The organism is Pedobacter panaciterrae, from assembly GCF_013204795.1.
In the GTDB taxonomy this organism is placed as follows: Bacteria; Bacteroidota; Bacteroidia; order Sphingobacteriales; family Sphingobacteriaceae; genus Pedobacter; species Pedobacter panaciterrae.
The window spans coordinates 87,270-107,868 of sequence record NZ_JABMKW010000020.1 but is presented as its reverse complement, the minus strand read 5'-3'; the positions used below and the strand labels follow the sequence as shown (position 1 = coordinate 107,868).

Here is a 20,599-nt window from a genome sequence, read left to right as displayed (position 1 = left end):
TGTATTATAGGTGCCCCATAGGTCTGTATCTCTATGAAAGGTGCCTGAGGATTATCCGCCACCCACATACCAGAAAAAGGCCTAACCACACTGAACAGAACCATTATATCATTGAAAGCTTTTGCCGTTATAATATTACTTTTGTTTAACTCTCAGGGGAAATCTTTCATCTTTTTGTACCTTTATCCCATAATACCTTATTTCCTCCCTATGATTGAAAATACCTTCGGAATGAACATTATTCCCGAGAATGATTCCGAAAGGCTAATAGTGCTAAAACGCTACAGGATTATGGATACTCCATCGGAAGCGTCTTTTGATAACATTGCTAAACTCTGCACTAAAATATTTAACACACCCATTTCTTTAGTATCTCTGGTGGATGCTGATCGGGTTTTCTTTAAGGCTAATGTTGGCATGGGAAAAGCTGTAGAAGCGAACCGCGGCAAAAGTCTTTGTGCCCTTGCGGTGCTGAATCCTGAAATTACAGTTTTTGAAGACGCGCTGAAGGAACCCTGTTTGATAGCCAACCCCAACGTAGTGGGAAATTTTGGATTGCGATTTTATGCGGGGGCTCCATTGATTACTCACGACGGTTTCCTGATTGGTACGCTTTGCATTATCGATCAGAAGCCCAGAGAATTTACAGCCTTGGAAAAAGAGATTCTTGCGGGTATGGCCACATCTGTAATGGATCAGATCGAACTGCGCATCTCTGCACTTGAGGAAATAGAAAATCACCAATCGACGAATTTGCTGCTCAGCGAACAGAAGGAAGAATTGGTAACTTCTAATGAACACCTGTTTGAAAGTGGTTTGAGATTTAGAAATCTGATTAAAGAATCGCCAACGGCAATAGCAATACTGAAAGGCCCTGAACTGATTATAGATAATGCAAATGATGCCATCCTTAAGATTTGGGCAAAAGACCAATCAGTTATCGGACAGCCTTTGTCTATGGTGCTTCCAACACTTCAGGGTCAGCCGATTATGGATTTCCTTAAAGACGTATATATTAGTGGCAAACCAGTTTATGGCAATGAGGCCAAGCTTACGATGCTGCATGGTGAAGAAAAAAAAGATATATATGTGAACTTTACTTACCAGTCTATTGGTGCTGCAGGTGAAACCAGAGAACTGATGATTGTAGCCAATGAGGTTACAGAACAGGTGAATGCGAGGAAAGCGGTTGAGGAGATCAACCAGCGTTTGGAAATAGCCTTGGATGCAAGTAAACTTGGATCTACAGAAGTGGATCTGGCTACCGGAATTATGCAAAGTACTGCTCAGTTTAAGGCCAATTACGGATATGGAAAAGACGAAACCTTCAATTATCCGGATCTGTTTAATGCAATGTTGCCTGAATACCGGGACCGGGTAAAGGGATTGGTGCAGGAGGCTATTGCAAAAGACTCGATATATAAAGCAGAATATCCTGTAAAATGGCGCGATGGATCTATTCACTGGATTAGTGCGCACGGTCGACCCAGATATGATGAGCATGGAAAGGTTAACCGAATGGTGGGGATGACGGCCGATGTTACAGAAAGTAAGCTCTTTGAACAGCGCAAGGATGATTTTTTAAGCATTGCAAGTCATGAACTTAAGACTCCGGTAACCAGCTTAAAAGCGTCTTTGCAATTACTGGACAGGATTAAAGAAAAACCGACCTCGCCAATCCATGTGAAACTGATAGAGCAAGCTAACAGAAGTATGGAAAAGATGAGCGTTTTGGTAGATGACCTGCTGAACGTGAACCGGATGGCAGAAGGACAGCTAAAACTGATCAAAACTACATTTACGGTTGCAGATATGCTGAAACTGTGCTGTAACCATGTACGATTTGAAAATAAGTATCAGCTAATTATTGAAGGGGATCAGGATTTACAGATTTATGCTGATGAAAACCGTATAGACCAGGTTGTAGTTAATTTCATTAACAACGCTGTTAAATATGCCCCGGACTCGAAAGATATTTATCTCAATATTGAAAGAGTAGGAAATTATGTCAAGGTTTCAGTAAAGGACACAGGTCCGGGTATTGAAAGCCATATTCTACCAAATCTTTTCGATCGGTATTATCGTGTAAGTTACGAGAGTGAAAATTACACCGGGCTGGGGCTTGGACTATACATCTGTTCGGAAATAATTAAAAGACATGGTGGTGATATTGGTGTTGAAAGTGAGGTTGGCATTGGTAGTACGTTTTGGTTTACAATACCAATTAATGAAACATAGGATTTGCGGCGATTAGTTTAGTTATTCACCGCAAATATGCGGCGAATAATTCCAAAAAGGGTCCCGTATTAATTTGGAGATGTTTACTATTCCTAATAATTTGGTATATTAGTATCATGTCATTTAGAAAAACGCTCCTCTATTTTGCATTCTGTACTATGTTTCTCGCGGGATGCATTAACCCCAGCCCTGTTTCTCTAGCAGGGAAACAGTTCCGTTTGATTAAGCTCTCATTACCCCACATCGGGTACAGGGAAACAGTTTGCCAGTTTAGTACAGATAAAGTGGAAATCTATGGATTTAAGAATTCAGAGAAATGGATCGCTAATGTTAATATTGGAGGTTATTCTGTTAACAATAAGCATCTGAAATTACCCTTTGGGGAATTTGAAACAGTACGTGCTAAAGATGGATACTATCTGTATGCCGAAGGCACTTTAAAATACAAGTTGTTGGTTAATGGCAGTATGCTGTAGCATTTGAATCTTCATTAATACATGGATAAGGTTTATTGAATTTTAAGCATAATATTCCATTTATAAGTCGCTTATTTTTATATTCGTGAAAAATCAATTAACGCTCGATATGAAATTCTCGGCCTCGCAAAAGATACTATTACTGCTTACTTCGATACTATTCATCTCCTTCACAACAATTAATGAGGATCCTAAGGATAGGCTCAATGTAAAAGGGCCATTATCGTTTGGCAATACATCTTTTAAACTATCCTGGGCGGCTAAACCTAAAGAAACTTACTTTGTTCAAGAATATTTACCCGATGGTGAAAGCCTGAATAGTTTCAGTCAGATGTTAACCATCAATCTATTTGTATCAGATATTGAAGTAAAAAATGCAGTAGATCAAAAAATCAACGAGTTAACCAAAAGAAAGAAAACAGATTCAGTTTGCCACTACGAGGTAAATGAAAGCCCCGATGGAAAAGAATTTATCGTAGACTTTTTAGTAAGCGAAACTAAGGATAATAAAATGACTACCGTAGAATTCAATGTATATCGCTACAAACAAATAGATATCGAGGGTACTAAAAAAGCGATAGTAGTTTATTCTTATTCCAAAAGAGCATATGGCAACGAAATAAGCACCTTTTTAGAATCACTCGGCAAAGAACGAGGCACCTACTTAAATCACATGATTTCCAGTGAAGTACCTACCATTAAAATAAGTGATAAATAAAATCGGAAAGCGGCCTGCTACATAGAACCTGTTTTTACATCCCCATCAGGAGAATAGTTTGCCATGATGACGCCCGTAGAAGACACAATAGCATCTGCAAGCTTCCACTGCTCTGGCTGCGTACCCTCTTCAAAAAGCCGCTGACCGCTACCTAAGGTAACAGGAAATGTCCAGGTATGCAGCACATCAATCAGATGGTGTTCAAATAAAGTCTGACACAGGCCGGCACTTCCATAAATCAGCAAATCAGGGCCATCTGATGCTTTGAGTTTTTCCAGTTCCTGTACTACATTACCTGTAATAAGAGAAGTGTTTACCCAGGAGGTGTCCACTTTACTGGTAGCTACTACATATTTCTCAACCTTGTTAAACATTTCAGAAGTAGGATCATTTTGTTGATGTGGCCAAAATGCAGCAAAAATTTCATATGTACGTCTTCCCAATAGCAAATCATAAGGCTCAGCGGTGATTTTAGCCATTGACTGGTTCATAATATCATCCCAGTGAGGGAATGACCATCCTCCCCATTTAAAGTTATTCTTAGGATCTTCATCCCTACTTCCTGGTGATTGGATCACCCCGTCCATTGTTAAAAACAGACAAGCAATTATTTTCCTCATGGTATCCACATTTGATTAAAACAAAGTTAACGCGAATAGTCATTGCCAATAAGGGACGATAAGGACAAAATACAGGGGTGTTTGTGACAATTTACTTTTGAACATCAAGTTTTACAGGCCCCAGTAAACCCGATACACGCAAAGTCGAACCTTTTCCTGGTCCTGCTATAGTCCACGTTTTACGCTTGTCTTCAGGTTCCCCTGCATCAAAAGCCAGACGATTGAACCAGGTGCTCGTTACCTGCACGCTCAGCGTATTTTGTCCCTGTTTAATGAAATCCTTTAAATTGATACGATACGGTGCGGCCCATAATTTGCCCGCTTCTTTACCGTTTAAGCTTACAACCGCAGCCATATCAACTTTCCCTAAATCAAGGACATACTCCAGGTCAGGTGCTGTTTTATCTATATTGAATGTGGTTGTATAGGTTGCTGTTCCCGAAAATGCTTTTCCTTCTGCTGAAATATCAAGGTCCTTCCAAGGCTTTAGTTCAGTTATTTCAAGCGCTTCAGGAGCACCCCATCCTGTAGGGAAGGCGAGCTTCCATAATCCTGAGATCGGCAGGGTAGCCACTGCTTCGGTTGCTTTAAATTTAACTGCGACTCCTGTGCTTTCTTTTTTCCTGAAAACCACAAAGCATGAACCTCCCTGTGCCAGATTAAGTTTAACAGTTGTGCGATCAGCATTAGGCTGGCTTTCGGCAGGTTTGGAAGTGCCGGTAACCGGATCCCACAGTTCTACCTCTCCTTTTGCCCGAAAACTCAATTCACCACTAAATCCCTTGCCTTTTGGCGCAGTCACGAAATACCAGTCTGCCCCCTCGATACTCCGGTGTGCCCATAAGGCATCTCCTCCGGTTACATCGGGTGCGATTTTTAATGCGGCCAATGCATGATCGATCGACATGCCTGAAATAACATGTCCCTTACCTACCTTTCTTAAACCTTTGCCAGCTCCACCCCACAGATCCTTTACCGCAGCATTAAAACGTTGTTTTGCTGCATCCCCACCGGTTAGTGTAGCAAGTCCTTCAGGTGCATTACCCACAATGGTTGCGCCATTACGTACAAGCGACTGTATTTTTTCCAGTGTTTGAGGCAACATACGTGGCGCATCCGGCAACCACAATACCCGGTAGCGAATGCCTTCCGGAGTTACTACCATCCCATTTTCTACTTTCAGTCGGTTCAACAACACATCGGGGTTACAATAATCGTATTTGTATCCTTCCGGGAAAGCCGCATTCTGATCCGGTTTATGATTGGTTTCATCTCCAAGATACCACAGCACATCAGACACTGGCTTGCCTCTTTCGAGCATATATGTGCACCTCGATAAGTAATCTGTGAAATCAGGCATATATTGCCACCAGGTTTGTCCCCTTAAGAATGGCGTACCAATTCCTGCTCCAAATGAACTGCCAGGAGCCAGAAAAGGAGTTTGTGGGTTATGTGTGTAAGTATGAAATACATAATGGCTAACCCCTTGCACACTGTTTATGTTGGCGACCTCTTTGAGCATATCCAGATGTTCGTCCCAGCTGAGTGATATGTTTGTAAACGACTCTGCCGCTACACGTGGTTTCCCATACATCCTTGCCGCAGAAGCCGTTGGCTTGATTGGCTTGAAGTTGATAGAGCCGACAAATCCATCGCTCATGGGTTGCCAGAACTCGCACATAGGTACATCTGCAAATTTGAAATACTCCATGATATCGGCAGGTACTACATCTCCGGGGCCGGTTTCGTAGGTTACGGATAATCCATTTTCTTTTGCCAACGAGGACATGCGACCATAATAATTATTGGTTAACAGGTCATTAAGGGTTTTGCGCCAGTCGGTCAAAAAGCGTGCAGTGGTTTCATGATCTTTGATCACATAGCCAAATAAAGCAGGCAGCCATTTGCGAAGCTGATAACTGGAAACACGTTTAAATTCGGGTTCCATATCCTGGGTCCAGCTCTGAGTATGACATTCCCAGCTATCGATGAGCATACCATTTAGCAGCCCTCCGGCGAGTGGTCCATTTGCACTCGAAAGTCGGCCTATGTAACCTGCAAAATGTGCATCAGCGCCTGATTTGGAAAACTTGTTTGCTTCCCATCCGGTTCCTTCGGCAGGTGCTGGTCCATTTCTCTTTCCGGAGTTGACATGACCCAGGCGCAGGATTGTCCAATTGCCTTTAGGTGCCTGCCAGTTTAAGTTTCCGTCGGCAGCCATCTTATCCGAAATATCAAGGATCTGATCGGGCTTAACAAATGCTTCTGGTGATTGTTTAGGATTCTGACCAGCACGTTCGAGGCTCCTTAATGTCCAGGCAGCTTCCGATTCCCAACTGTTTTTGCGCGCGGCAGAAAACAGGCGAAGGGAACTAAGCGCCATGTCATATTTATTGGAAATAGAAATGCGGTATTTTTTTACGCCGGCAAGCTCTGAGCAAGCGAAGGTAATTGGGCGGTCGTCCTGCCAGTTTGCCTGTGGCATTTCTGCACGCAGGATGTCTTTTATTTTACCGTCGGCCAAAATTCCCTGTATCGCTATTGCTACCCCCGGCTCGTAAGATTGACCATGATTAAAGGCCTGAACACATGAAAATTCTACACTGCGAAGCGTAGTGGCATCTGGAAATTCGACCTCTACCCAATAAGGTTTGGCAGGTGCTGCCGGTGCCAGGCGGATAGGATCTTTGGCTTCTCCCACAAAATAGGGTTCCCATTTAAAGCTGGTATTGCTGTTAACAGATTGAGGTATAAGTGGCTTTCCGGTATCTCCAACAGGTGTTGGGAAAGCAAGTACGGTAATGTCTTTATAATCTCTCCACTCCTCGGTACTTGGCTCTGGTATTGGCAATACCTGATTGATGGTTTTGCCGCCAACTACATCAGTTCGGTTCCAGATCAGGTTCCGCATTGCATTGGCAGGTGTAATCCATGGACCTCCGGAAGTGGCCCATCCCGGACAGTTGTTCATAGAAAACCTGAGTCCCAAACGGCGGCATTCCTGAGCGGTATGCTTTACTGCATCGTCCCAATGGGCACTAAGGCTGGTAATTTGTGGGCTGACTCCCGGCCATGGTCCACCAAACTGCCCGTGAAATAACTGGATCCCGGAAATACCGGACTTTGCGATTGCCTCCAGATCCCTGGTGATTCCTTCTTTTGATACGTTACCGCCAATGTAGTGGAACCAGGTTTCGGGATGGTAAACTTTTGAGGGCTTAAGAAAAGAGGCCTCATCTTGCTTGCCAAAGGGACGGTTGATCTCTTGTTGTGAAGGCACGAAGGGCACCTTTGCCAATTGAGCGGTTGCAGAAATTGAATAGGTAATGGAAAGAAGGATTCCTAGAATATATTTCACGTTTTGTGTGGTCAGGATTGGTCTGTTATACATTTGGTTTAAATCAAAACCAAGTTAGGGAACATTTGCCTGATAACCATCATGCACTGTCGGTAAGCGTAATAAAGCAGGGTGTAGCCTAAAATAGGCTTCACCCTGCTTTATACTTTACTTTACAGGCACAAGCAGCAACGCATCTGCTACTACAGCGCCTTCTGATCCTTTTGCTGAGATCTCTACATAGGCCTTATTACCAGAACTTAAGGAGTATGTACCTAAACTAACCCATTCACCTGAGGTTTGGCCAACTACTTTAACCTCTGCATCTTTTATCAAAACCTCTTTGGTGCTAGTGCCATCATGAACGTTGATGACAGTAACCGCAGCAGCATTTTTTAATTTCGGATAATAAGTATACAGTTCGTACTTTCCTTTTTTAGAAATCTCTGGCTTGTATCTGATTGATTTTGGACTTGAAGAAGTAGAGTCTGCAAGAAAATAATCAGGTCCATAACCACCGTGCGTATTAACAGTCCAGTCTCCTTTTTTCACGACTTTGCTTGCGTCACTGTTGTCTACCAGAATTTCAGGTGCACTGCCATCTTCCAGTGGATTTCTTTTTAGCTTAGCCTGGATCTGTGAAACATCTACTTTCTGTACGGTCTGCTTATTGTCTATAGCTTTGGCCGCAGCTACCGCAGCAGATTGTCCAAGTACCATAAACACAGGCTCCATGCGGATGGAACCGTAGGCAATATGACTGGCAGAAAGGCAAACCGGAACCAGAAGGTTGCCCACTTCGCTTTCTTTAGGGATAATTGCACGGTAAGAAATTGGATAGGGTCCAAAGCCGTGCTCTTCTACATTACCCTCATTTTTCACCATGCCGTTGACTACCTGTCTGTCGCAATTGTGAGAGTCCATGCCATAAGCAGCCATTCCTACCCCATCTTTAACAATTTCCTTTCCCTGACAATGGTGCTGGGTCATGACCAATTCTCCAACCATCCTTCTGGCTTCTCTGATGTAAAGCTGGTGCGACCAGTTTCCCATGTCAGTGTACTCATCTTTAGGATATCCCCATAGGTTAAGCTCAGTCCTGATGTGTTCAGGAACACGGGGATCATTACCTACAAAATAGAGCAGGCCTTTGGTGTAATCAACATGCGCCTTCCATATTTCGGCCCTTTTCTGATAGTCCGCATCTGGATATTCCCAGTTCATACCTATCATATCAGTAGAGAAACCATTTCTGTTGTTGATATCGGTTTTTTCATTGGGCATGCCACTCCAGATAAAGCCATCTTGCAGGGATTTCCATGGTCGTTTTTCCATTTGCCTGATCAGCAATTCGTATTTCTCTGGCTGATAGTTTTCCGGTTTGGTAATTGGAATCTGGTTATCCTTATTTTTAGTTAAGCAGATTCTAAAGTTATAAGCCTGAACTTTTTTATCTCCTGTTCCATCTTTTTCAAGCACACCCGGATTAATTCCCCAAACCAATCCGCTTGAAGCATCACCCGGAGTTTTGTAGGGATCTATCCCATCCAGCATCTGATGTCCTTTCATGAACTGAACGCCATTAAAGGTTTCTTTGTACAAATCATTTGCTTCTCTCCCTACCGTATAGGACACACCTGCCTTTGCCATCAAATCACCTTCATAAGAACAATCGATAAACATTTTGGCTTTAACCTTATTGTCTGGCGCTGTTTTGGTTGAACTCTCGAGCGTGATTTCGCTGATGATGTTTCCGGTTTTGGCAACCGTTGTCAGGCGATTTTGGTATAGCACCTCAACTTTGGCTCTTTTAATATAATCTTGAAACAGGTTTTCGGCAACATGAGGTTCAAATACCCATTGTTCAAATTTACCATAGTGCTGCCCTATTCTCCTATAGAAATCGAGCGCTAAGCCGCTGATGGCATATTTATTACCGATATCAGTAAGGCCAAGGCCACCGGAGCTCATCCCGCCAAGGTGTTTTCCAGGCTCTATTAAAAGTACCGTTTTGCCAAGCTTTGCGGCTGTATAAGCAGCAATTACGCCAGAGGACGTTCCTCCATAGATACAGATGTCATAATCTGTTTTTGCAGGTTGCTGCGCTAGTGCAGGTTGCAGCGAGGTGATGATCAGGACGGGTATCAGCAGGTAAAGAAAAAGATTTTTCATAACTAGTAATTAGGGTTTTGAATTAATTTAGGATTGGTAACCACCTCTATATTAGGGATTGGCCATAGGTAATCTCTATTTTTATTGAAGGTGCGTATTTCTATTACCCTCAAATCGGCACGGTTAGGTACATTTGTGTAATCTGCTAAACCATTCTCATCTATTTGTGGCGCCGCTGCAACCAGACCTCTTTGCACCCTTCCGTAGAAGTTTCCGGTCATGGCTTTCTCAGCGATATTCCATCTGCGCAGGTCAGTTTGTCTGAAACCTTCCATTGCTAACTCATAAAGTCGTTCTTTGTGCACCAGACTGCGAAACTCGGTTTGTGATTTACCCGATGCAATGGCTGGCATGTTTACACTAGGGCGTTGTCTTACCAGATTAATGGCGTCATAAGCAGATTGATCTAACTGATTGAGCTCGTTTTTAGCTTCGGCGTAAATCAACAGGATTTCGGCATAGCGTATCTGGATTACGTTGAGTTCTGAATTTGAACGATCTGGTTTATCAGCCAGGTCTACATATTTTCGCCAGCAATAGCCGGTAAAGGTTGCGAAGGCATTGATGGCTTCCTGATTATCGACACGTTTTGCCGGTGTGGTATCGTAATTCCAGCATTTTAAACTGTCTCTATGCGTTTCGAACTGGTAATTGAAATATATTGATCCGGGCAATGCAATGGTAAAACCAAGTCTGGGATCACGGTTCTTATACGGATCTTTAGGATCAAAGAGTGGTGATTCATCAATATTCAATCCATCGGTACATGGATAAGCATCCACAAGAGATTGAGACGGAACTTTATTTGAGAAACCTTGTCCATTCCTGGACAGAAGTGCAGTTGGAGTAGCATGGGTTTGGGTTTTTGATGCACGAAGGTATTGAAATGCCCAGATGATCTCGTTGGAATTTTGCCCGGCATAACTAAACAAAGCTCCAAAATCGTTGTGCAGGGCATATGTTTTTAGGTCCATTACCGCTTTGGCTGCGTCAACGGCATCTTGCCATTTGCCATTGTTTAATGCAGTTCGGGCTTTAATAGCTAGTGCTGCTCCTTTTGTGGCCCTGCCAATATCACCTCCGGTATAGCTATTTGGTAAATCAAGAGCTGCTTCGGTTAGCTCTTTCATGATAAAATCGGCCAGTTCAGCTTTAGGCGTTTTTGGAATCTGAGCTTCTTCGAGCTTTAACATTTTAGTAACCAATGGCACTCCACCAAAATAATCGATAAGATACTGATAGGTATACGCACGGATAAAACGGGCTTCAGCTTTTGAACGGTTAAATATTGCCGGAGTAGTTTTGTCTTTTACTTTGTCAAGATTATCCAGAATAAAATTACATTTTGCAATCACAGTATACGCTTGTTTCCATATTTCTAAGGCATAAGTATTGTTACTGTCCTGATTACCTTTTCCGATACTTTGTAAGGCACTATTGTTACGGTCCCAACCAATATCTGTTCCATCATCGATACTAAGGTTGAGCGGCATGCCATCAAGTGGAGCATAAGCTGCAGATTTATACAAGCCATTAACGGCAAGAAGGAGTTCATCCTGGTTAGCGAAAAAAGTTTCATCTGAGGGACCTGACAAAGGGCTCTTATCGAGGTATCCTTTTTGGCATGATGGTGCAACTGTTGCTAAAACAACAGCTAACATAATTAGGTATATATTTGTTTTCATCTGTTTTATTCTTAAAATGTAACATCTAAACCAAAAGTGTATAACTTAACCTGGGGATAGATATTTCCCGCGCCTACCGGTGCTTCTACATCATATCCGTTAAGAAAACGATCGAATGAAGCGACGTTAGAACCATTTGCAAAAACTCTAAGTCGGCTAATGCTCAATTTCTTTATCATGTTAGCTGGCAACGTATAACCTATCTGAATATTTTTTACACGTAAATAAGATGCGTCTTTAAGCCAGAAGGTAGATGCCTGCTCATTGTTCGACTCACCAAAAGCCAGTCTCGGATATTTGGCATTGGGGTTTTCCGGAGTCCAGCGATCTTTATTTTCCTCTCGAATCGTCCCTCCAAGTGCCCCGCCTACATTGAATGGCAAAACACCTGGACCATTTACATAACCATTGGCTTTACCAACGCCTTGTAATAATACTGAAAGGTCGAAACCTTTATATGAGGCCCCTATGTTTGATGCGAAAGTGAATCGTGGAATGGTACTGCCCATTATGATTTTATCGCTTTCATTGATCAGGCCATCGCCATTTTGATCTTTATATTTAATATCACCGGCTTTAACCGTACCAAACTGTTTTGCATGTGCAGCCGCTTCCTCGTCGGATGCGAAAAAACCTTGTGCCTGGTAACCAAAAAGAGAATTGATAGCATAACCTTCACGATTTACAATTAAGCTAGCAGTCTGGTTGATGCCTTTCATGTCTATTATGGTATTTTTAACGTCAGACAGGTTGACACCAACGCTATAATTGAAATCTTTGACATTTCCCTTGTAGTTTATGCCCAACTCCCAGCCCTTGTTATCAACAGTTCCTGCATTCTGAAATGGAGCGCCCAAACCAAGGGTTAATGGAATATCAAGCCGCAAAAGTATATCTCTGGTACGCCTTTGGTAATAATCGGCAGTAATGCTTAGATTATTCAAAAGCGTTAAATCAATACCAATATTTTTTTCTTCAGTAGTTTCCCAGGAAATGTTCTTATTGGCCATGGCTTTTAATGTTGCTGTGTTGGCAATCTGTTTACCCAAGGCTGTAGATTCAAAAACCAGTGCAGTTATTGATGGATAGGTACCAATGAGTTGGTTCCCCAGTCTACCCCATGAAAGCCTCAATTTTGCTTCATTTATGGTATTTTTTAATCCACTAAAAAAACCTTCTTCCGAGATCCTCCATCCTGCCGATGCTGAAGGGAAAAACCCATACTTATTTCCTTCTGCAAAGCGGGAGGACCCATCATACCGTGCATTGAGTTCCAATAGGTATTTTCCCTTGTAGCTATAATTTAATCTGCTGAAAAGGGATTGCAATGCCCATTCTTCTGCACTTCCAGTGGCAGTTTGATTTAACGCAGAGCCGCCATTTAGTATTGGATATTCTGGCAGGATATAGGTGTCTCTATACCCCTGTATCCATTCTGAATAAAAATCTTCTCTGGAACCTCCTACAAGAAATTTAAGGCTATGGTCATTAAAGGTTTTGCTGGCTGTAAGGGTAGCGCGCATGTTATTAAAAAAAGACTGCGATTGGTTTTGAGTAAGTGATGTTAATGCAGGGGTAAGAAAACTCGGACTCCCATCTGGCAAATAAGACTGGATTGCCTTCTTGAACCTTTTATTAGATGACAATGCATATTTTGGAGAATAAGCTGCCTCTGCCTCCAGCCATTCTACTGGCTTATAATTTAAAGTGGCATTAATACTTCCAAATGGACCTCTTACTCTGTTGGTGCCTCCGTCTCTACTTACAGAGATTGGATTGGTACCATTCCAACCCACTCCCCATTGCCCGCTTTCAGTGATACCGATCTGATTCGCGGGAATTCCGTTCATCCACTGAAATATCTCACCTGAACCAATATTGGCGTCTGGAGAAGCTGAAGGCTCAGTAGAGATGGCATTTACGTACTGGAGATCGACCTTAGCCGTAAGTTTTTCAGAAAAAGTAATATCGGCATTATTACGTATGGTGTAACGCTTGAAACCTGAATTTTCAATGATACCTTTCTGATCGAAAAGCCCGAATGACCCTAATAGTTTTACTTTTTGTGTTCCACCCTGAATGGTCAAAAAATGACTTTGTTGTAATCCAGAACCAGTTAGGGTTTCCTTTTGCCAGTCGGTATTCGGATATAGATCAGAACTGACACCATTTTGTTCTCTATACTTTTGGATCAGCGCGTCAGAATAGAGGGGTGTCCGGCCGGTATTAGCGTATGCTTCATTGATTAGCAACATGTAATCCAGCGCATCTACCAGTTTCGGCATATTAGTTGGATCCTGCCAGCCAATATAGTTGTTATAAGAAATACTGACCTGGTCATTATTTGCCCTTTTTGTAGTAATCAGAATTACGCCATTTGCGGCTCTGGAACCATAAATTGAAGAAGATGCCGCATCCTTAAGAATGGATATAGATTCTATTAAATTAGGATCTATATTATTCATAGAGCCTTCGATACCATCTATCATCACTAATGGATTGGCACCCAAAGTCGCATCAGCGCTGCTCAATGTACCTACGCCACGAACCCTTATTGTTGCCCCATCACTACCTGGTCTGCCTGAGTTTTGTTTTACGGTAACTCCAGGAGCCATACCTTGTAAAGCGGCTGAGGTTTGCCCCATTGGCCGTGTAGCCAGATCTTTTCCCGTAACCACAGATACAGCGCCTGTTAAGTTCACTTTTTTCTGTGTTCCGTAACCAACCACCACAACCTCTGTCAAATCAGTATCGTCGGTCTGCAGTTTTACATTGATACTGGTCTGATTACCCACAAGAATTTCCTGTGAAGTATAACCAACGTAGGAAAACAGTAAGGTGTTTCCGCTATTGGCTTCAATTGAATAACGCCCATTCTGATCAGTAACAGTTCCGGCATTGGTTTCTTTAACTTTTACGCCTACTCCTGGCATCGCCATTCCCGATGCATCGGTTACCGTTCCTCCGATTTTTTGACGTGCATTGTTCACTGCGCCCTGGTCTGCTTTATTGTCGACAGGAACAGCTGGTGCAGCCGCTTTTTGCAGTACAATGTACTTTTCCTTAATCACCCAGCTAAGCCCTTTGCTTTTAAGCGTGGAGTTTAATACTTCTGCCAGTTCGGTCTGATTAAAGTCGACCGTGATTTTTCCGGTATCGTCCAGCAGTTTATTACTGTAGAATACGGTTAAACCAGTTTGTTTTTTAATGGTTTTAAATAATGTGGCAATGGTAATGTTCTTGCCTTTGAGGCTGATCTTGCTGATGCCTTGCGTGTTTGCACGAACTGGCAATAAAATAAACAAGATCAAAATAACCGGCAAAGCTAGCCGGCCTAATCGGGTTAGTTTTTTAAGCATACATTTAAAGTTTATATAAGGTTTGCTCTAAGACGCAGCTTTTACCCGAATGGGTGAATGGTGTTTTAAAAAATATTACCTGAAGGTCAATATTCCATTTTTAAGCTCGGCTTGCATACCTGAAGTAAGTTTCAAATTACTGATTACTACATCCAGGGGCAGGTTTTTATCAATTTCGCCAGTAAAGGTTTGCTGGGAAACTGCTGGGGTTTGCCAGGCAATTTTTACATCAAACCAGCGATTTAAGACCTGCGAGATCTGGGATAGTGGTTGGTTATGGAAGGAATAAGTACCGTTTCGCCAGGAAAGTACTTCTTGCGCATCAAATGTTTTGACCTCCAGATGCTCTTTTCCGATTACGGCTTCCTCTCCAGGTTTTAATTTAATAACCTGATTATCTTTCTTGGCAGACACAGATCCCTCTACTAGCGCTGCAGTGAAATTCTGAGCGGTATACGCATTTACATTAAAAGAAGTTCCATGCACATGCACATCAGCATAAGAAGTATGTACAATAAATTCTTGCTGGGGGTTCTTTGCTACTTCAAAATAGGCCTCTCCGGTTAAATAAACCTCCCTTGTTTGTTTTCCGAACTGAAAAGGGAAACGCAGACTGGATGCAGCGTTCATCCACACTGTGGTACCATCTGACAGTTTAACTTTATAGTCTTTAGTAACCGGAACAAATAGTGTCGCCCATTCCTGGCTATCGGCATTACCGGCCTTATAGCTTAGCTCCTTTTGTTTGGTATTGATTTGGGTTTGGCCTAATTTAATCTGCTTATTGTTGGAAAGATCGACCGCTTTTCCCTGATCCGTTTTAAGGTATACTTCTTTAAATGCCTGGTTCTGAAGTGATGTTTGGGTTTGATTGGTGGAATTAAAATACCATGCAAGTGGAAGGGCAATGGCCAGCATTGCAGCAATACCACTTAAGGCCCATCTGTTTCTGCTGAAAAATGAACCAGGTTGCTGGTGTAGGCTTTCGCTTGTCTTTTCCCAGGCCTGATCAGGATTGAGTCCGGACAGGAATGCTGCTGCTTTGGGGCTTCCCATTTTAGCTTTCAATACCTCCCAGAACTTTCGCACTTCGGCGTGGCTTGCAATGGCATGCTCCGCAACAAGGTTATCCTGTTCACTGATCGTTCCTGCTATCTTTTCAAATAAAAGACCTTGTATATATTCCTCGTTATACTCCATTACTACACATTAGACGCAATTAAGCGATTATCAGGTGAATATTTCATTTAAAATTAATGAGTTTTTTCTGCAAGGCCTTTACAGCCAGTTTCAAATGGGTTTTTATGGAGTTTACAGAGAGGCCCATTTCCTCCGCTGCTTCCTTATATTTTTTATCTTCCAGATATACCAGCTTAAATGCCTTTTGGCGCTGACTTGGTAATTGTTCAAATATGAGATCAAACTTTCCCTGGTAATCGTTTTCCTGATTTGTTTCCTGATCCTCTTCTCCCTGCCAGATTTGTTCTTCTGTATACGCGTTAAGCTTACGCTCAGATACCTTCTTATCTCTGAGAACTGTTAAGCAACGATTGTGAACTGAGCGTAGCAAATAAGCCTTTATTGAGGTATTGATGGACAGGAAAAGCTTTTTCTGCCAGATAGCGATGAAAAGGTTCTGAACCAGGTCCTCGGCCTCCATATCATCCTCCAGCATAAAATATGCTTTAGTGGAAAGAACCTTATAATATTTCTTAAAAATCAGCTCATAAGCGGTGTAATCTCCGCCTTTAAGTTGTTCCAGTAATATTTGGTCTTCATCTTCCATTATGAACTCAGGTAAACTAAAGATATAAGTTCAAATGAATAATATCAAAATTTCACACAAACGTTTGCATAAATTTTCGGTATGCAGAAGCGTTTTTTGTTAATTCTTTGCAAAGAAATTTCAAACAGGGAAATGTTATTTGGAAATTCCCGGACTTAATTTCAACCAAATCAGGGACATCCTGTTGAGACATCTGGCTTTAAAGCCTTTATCAAACGCTTGCGCAGCAGTTGTAACACCTTGACTTACAACATTGCTGGATACTTTATTACTTTTTCATATCAATTCATCCTTAACCAAATTTTATGAAAAAAAGTAATCTTTTATTAGCGTGCGTTTTTTGCAGTATTCTCTTCACATTTTCATGTAAGAAGGCGGAACACATCCAATCAGAAGAAAAAGATTTGTCGGTTCATGACTCCACCGCTGAAATTATTACCCAAACCCGAAATGTAAACATCGTTTACTTTGTACCCAGCGACCTGGATACATTGGCCGGTTACCAAAAGAGATTGAGCGACCTCCTGTTATGGACCCAGGAATGGTACAAACAGGAAATGAACCGTAATGGTTATGGCTACAAAACTTTCGGCCTTGCCAATGACGGTTCAGATGGCGTAAAGATCATTACGATAAGAGGTAGCTTACCTAAAAGCGGCTATCCATATTCAGGTGGCTCGGGAGCGGTAGCTAGTGAAGTGAATGCTTATTTTGCTGCTCACCCGGCCGACAATACAAGCGACCATACGCTAATCATAATACCAAGATACTCCATTGGTGCCAATGGCACGCCTAGCGGTGGTCCTTTTTATGGTACCGGCAGGTGGTGTTATGCATTGGACTATGAAGAAATGGATATCCAGAACCTTGGCAAAACGGACGCTGTCGGCAATCGATTCAGCGTATGGTTTGGTGGTATGGTTCATGAATTAGGCCACGGACTGAACCTGCCACATAACAGGCAAAAGGTTTCGGAAGATGCAACGCTAGGTATGGCTTTAATGTGGGCAGGCAACGGTACACTAGGTAAAAGCCCTACTTTTTTAACTGCTGTTGATGCGGCAGTGTTAAATACCAATCAGGTATTTAACAACAATAGCAATACATACTATGGTCCGGTAACATCGAGCATCAATAAAATACATGCAAGCTATTCCAGCGCCCAATCTTCAATTGTGGTATCGGGTAAATTTACGTCGACCGGCAATGTAACGAGCATTCTTTATTTTAATGATCCTAACGTGAACAATGAGGGCACAGGCGTAAACCACGATTACAACGCCATCGGCTGGGAATCGAAAAAAATAGGTACAGACAGCTTTAGAGTGGTAATGCCTATTGCCGATCTGGTAGAAAAGGCAGACGGGATTCCATATGAATTAAAGGTTAAACTGGTACACGACAATGGTACTGTTACCCAACAGATCTATAGCTATACATTTGCAGGTGGGATTCCTGTTTTAAATTTCAGTACCAGAAACGAGCTTAGTAAAACAGGCTGGAGCATTGCTTCATTCAGTTCTGAGGAAACAAGCGGTGAGGGCGCCGTAAATGGCAGGGCCAGTACACTGATTGATGGAAGTGGAAGTACTTACTGGCATTCGCGCTGGTCAAGTTCAGCAACCTCCTACCCTCATAATGTGGTGATCAACCTGGGATCTTCTAAAACTGCAAGCGGCCTTAGTTTAACTCAACGTAGTGGTTTGAGCCGTGCGGTTAAGAATTTCGAGGTACTGACCAGCACTGATGGCATTAATTTTACTTCGGTAAACAACTATGTTGCCGCAAACGCAGACGGACCTCAATACTTTGATTTTGGAAGTGCAAAGACTTTCAAATACATAAAGGTCATCGCCAATTCTGCGCATGACGGATTACAGTTTGCAGCTTTAGCCGAGTTGGGATTGTACTAATTAGGGAAGGTTAGTTAATAGTAACAGGGGGCGTTCATACTTTTGAACACCCCCTTGTTATTTTAAACCGCAGACTTTACAACCCTTTAATCCTGTTCTGTTCATCCCAGGCGCCATTACGGTCTCTTAAGCGCTTGTTGTTCTTGGCATTTTTGCTGATCCTATAACTGAAAGAAAGTATAACTGTTCTGGTATCCTGCCTGTTTCTAAATGTAGCACTGGAACCAACTACATTATGGATACTGCCTTTGCGTATGGCTGAATAGAATAAATCGCTACCATTAACCCCTATGGAACCATTACCTGAAAACAGTTGCTTTTTAACTCCTGCTCTAATACCTCCTATCCCAAAAGTTGTTACCTGATTGGAATAATTTCGGCCTCCCCAGTCAAAAGCAAGTTCCGCACTCCAGGTTTTGCCTAAAGAAAAGCGGTTATACCAGTTAAACGACTGCATAACCACAGCTGTATCTACAGTAATCCCATTGAACTCGGATTGTAAATGTACCCGCTCAGGATTGACCATAAAATCGGCATTCCACCATTTGAAAATATCCTGATTATACGAAAGCATTAATCCTGTTATGATAACAGATCCGACGTTTTCTGGTCTCTTGATATATACATCATTAATGGCTTTGATAACAGGGCTGCTGGTATTGGACATAAATGAATAATAAACGTTGGTGGTCAGTTTATCTTTAAATACATGAGTGAGCTGAATATTATTGGTAAACTCGGGACTAAGAAATGGATTACCAGACTCCTGATTATACTTTTGCACGACCATAAGAAAAGGATTCAGCTGATCATAAGCAGGTCTGTTGATGCGTTTTCCATAGCTTAAAAAGAACTGATTCTGGTTTGTAGAATCGGGCTTATAGGAAAGGAAGAATGACGGAAAAGCATTGAAGTAATTCCTTACAAAGGATGAATCGGATTTTTGTATGTTCCCCAGCTGATCCCCTTTGGAACTGGTATGTTCCGTCCTAAGCCCCACCTTAACACCAAGCTTACCAAATTCACGGTACCCCTCGACATATAAGGCATTGATGTTTTCGCGATATAAGAATGCGTTTGTTCTATTGTAATCTGGTTGTTCCAGTTCAGCAGCGCCAGAAAAGTAGTTGGCATGATTATCTGTTTTTATAAAGCTTGATTTTAGACCCGCACTGAGTTTGTAATTATTTTTTAATGAGAATGAATAATCCGCCCGGGCCGAAAAGATATCTATTGTTCTTGGAAGATCCCCCCTGATGCGCTCTAAGCCCAATGCCTGACCAGAGGCATTGTAACTATTGTTGCCAAAAAGCTGGTTGTTGGTGGAATTGTAGTGTGTGTAATCGACATCCATACTGAGCTCGGTTCCTGTACTATCGAACTGGTGCAGCATATTTAAATTCATCGTACCGTTCCTGAACAGGTTGTTTACGCTATGACTGGAGTTTACCATAGAGTCCAATTCACGATTGCCATTCATCATTAAATTTTCAATCCCTCCATGTTCGTTAACCCGATTCCTTAGCCCATTGAAAATAAAACCAATGGTGGTTCTTTTGTTCAGGTAATAATCGACTCCTACTTTTACATTACTGTTGTGCCTGTTGTAAAGTATTTCGCCTTGCTGTTCCAGTATTGAAGTTAAGCTCCCTGTCTCATTTTTAAAGCTTCGGGTTGCCGAGGAATTCTGGAAATCTTTAGGGTTACCTGCCCCTACATTTGTGAAAAGGTTTAGTTTGTTTATGCGATAGTTAAAATTGAAGGAGCCATTTACTTTTCTGTAAATACCCTTTCCGCCGTTTAAAGTTATACCGGTATTGAACCCCTCCTGTTTGCTTTTTTTTGTTAAGATATTGATAACGCCACCACTACCCGCTGCATCGTACCTGGCTGGAGGATTGGGTATCAGCTCGACCTTATCCAGCTGATCTGTTCCCATTGTTTTTAAATAAGACATCAGATCGGCGCCCGACAAATACGTTAATTTGCCATCAATATAAACCGTAGCTCCCTTACCCATCAGGTTAATTGTACCTTCTTCGGTAACCCTTAGGCCAGGCAGCCTGCCTAAGAGCTCAAATGCATTGGTGCCAGCAACGTTAATAAGGCCATCAACATTTACTACAGTGCGGTCAATTTTACGCTCTATAGCCTTTTTACGGGTGGTAATTTTTACTTCTTTAAGGTCCGTTGTTTGAGCCAAGGAAGAAGTTGCGATTAGACAGAGTAATAGAAAAATTTTCATCATAATTAGCATTAAGTTTCAACCAAATTAGCTCCGCAGGGCTTTCAGGA

12 protein-coding genes are annotated in these 20,599 nt (G+C 42.2%); 4 read left to right on the top strand and 8 right to left on the bottom strand.

Annotated elements, in window-relative coordinates; genetic code table 11:
• Positions 1 to 210: 210 nt before the first annotated feature.
• From HQN86_RS19230 to HQN86_RS19220, 3 genes are all read left to right on the top strand, one after another.
• Positions 211 to 2,238: an ATP-binding protein gene (locus tag HQN86_RS19230; RefSeq protein WP_172662515.1), complete on the top strand. Its 2,028-nt coding sequence runs from the start codon at positions 211 to 213 to the stop codon at positions 2,236 to 2,238.
• Between the two features lie 116 nt (positions 2,239 to 2,354).
• Positions 2,355 to 2,714, top strand: coding sequence for a hypothetical protein (locus tag HQN86_RS19225; RefSeq protein ID WP_172662514.1), 360 nt, complete (start codon positions 2,355 to 2,357; stop codon positions 2,712 to 2,714).
• Positions 2,715 to 2,799: 85 nt separating this feature from the next.
• Positions 2,800 to 3,432 (top strand): hypothetical protein, encoded by a 633-nt coding sequence (locus HQN86_RS19220; protein WP_172662513.1) that lies wholly within the window; start codon positions 2,800 to 2,802, stop codon positions 3,430 to 3,432.
• A 17-nt stretch (positions 3,433 to 3,449) separates the two neighbouring features.
• Here the strand turns inward: HQN86_RS19220 and HQN86_RS19215 are convergent, their stop codons facing one another.
• The 7 genes from HQN86_RS19215 to HQN86_RS19185 all read right to left on the bottom strand — a co-directional run bounded on the left by HQN86_RS19215 (position 3,450) and on the right by HQN86_RS19185 (position 16,391).
• The gene (locus HQN86_RS19215) at positions 3,450 to 4,052 is read right to left on the bottom strand and encodes a dihydrofolate reductase family protein (protein ID WP_172662512.1); all 603 of its coding nucleotides are present in this window, start codon (positions 4,050 to 4,052) and stop codon (positions 3,450 to 3,452) included.
• A gap of 91 nt (positions 4,053 to 4,143) precedes the next feature.
• Positions 4,144 to 7,443: a glycosyl hydrolase gene (locus tag HQN86_RS19210; protein WP_172662511.1), complete on the bottom strand. Its 3,300-nt coding sequence runs from the start codon at positions 7,441 to 7,443 to the stop codon at positions 4,144 to 4,146.
• A gap of 114 nt (positions 7,444 to 7,557) precedes the next feature.
• The gene (locus HQN86_RS19205) at positions 7,558 to 9,561 is read right to left on the bottom strand and encodes an FAD-dependent oxidoreductase (RefSeq protein ID WP_172662510.1); all 2,004 of its coding nucleotides are present in this window, start codon (positions 9,559 to 9,561) and stop codon (positions 7,558 to 7,560) included.
• A gap of 2 nt (positions 9,562 to 9,563) precedes the next feature.
• A complete protein-coding gene (locus HQN86_RS19200; protein WP_172662509.1) occupies positions 9,564 to 11,246 on the bottom strand; it encodes a RagB/SusD family nutrient uptake outer membrane protein in 1,683 nt (560 codons plus the stop codon).
• An 11-nt stretch (positions 11,247 to 11,257) separates the two neighbouring features.
• Complete coding sequence (locus HQN86_RS19195) at positions 11,258 to 14,605, bottom strand: TonB-dependent receptor (protein WP_172662508.1); 3,348 nt, start codon at positions 14,603 to 14,605, stop codon at positions 11,258 to 11,260.
• Positions 14,606 to 14,680: 75 nt separating this feature from the next.
• Entirely contained in the window at positions 14,681 to 15,805 is a 1,125-nt protein-coding gene (locus HQN86_RS19190) for a FecR family protein (RefSeq protein ID WP_172662507.1), read from the bottom strand.
• A gap of 43 nt (positions 15,806 to 15,848) precedes the next feature.
• Complete coding sequence (locus HQN86_RS19185; RefSeq protein WP_172662506.1) at positions 15,849 to 16,391, bottom strand: RNA polymerase sigma factor; 543 nt, start codon at positions 16,389 to 16,391, stop codon at positions 15,849 to 15,851.
• A gap of 305 nt (positions 16,392 to 16,696) precedes the next feature.
• Here HQN86_RS19185 and HQN86_RS19180 point away from each other — a divergent pair, with 305 nt between their 5' ends.
• Positions 16,697 to 18,304, top strand: coding sequence for a discoidin domain-containing protein (locus HQN86_RS19180; RefSeq protein WP_172662505.1), 1,608 nt, complete (start codon positions 16,697 to 16,699; stop codon positions 18,302 to 18,304).
• 76 nt (positions 18,305 to 18,380) lie between these two features.
• On the opposite strand, the gene HQN86_RS19175 is transcribed toward HQN86_RS19180, so the two are convergent.
• A complete protein-coding gene (locus HQN86_RS19175; protein ID WP_172662504.1) occupies positions 18,381 to 20,552 on the bottom strand; it encodes an outer membrane beta-barrel protein in 2,172 nt (723 codons plus the stop codon).
• Positions 20,553 to 20,599: the final 47 nt, after the last annotated feature.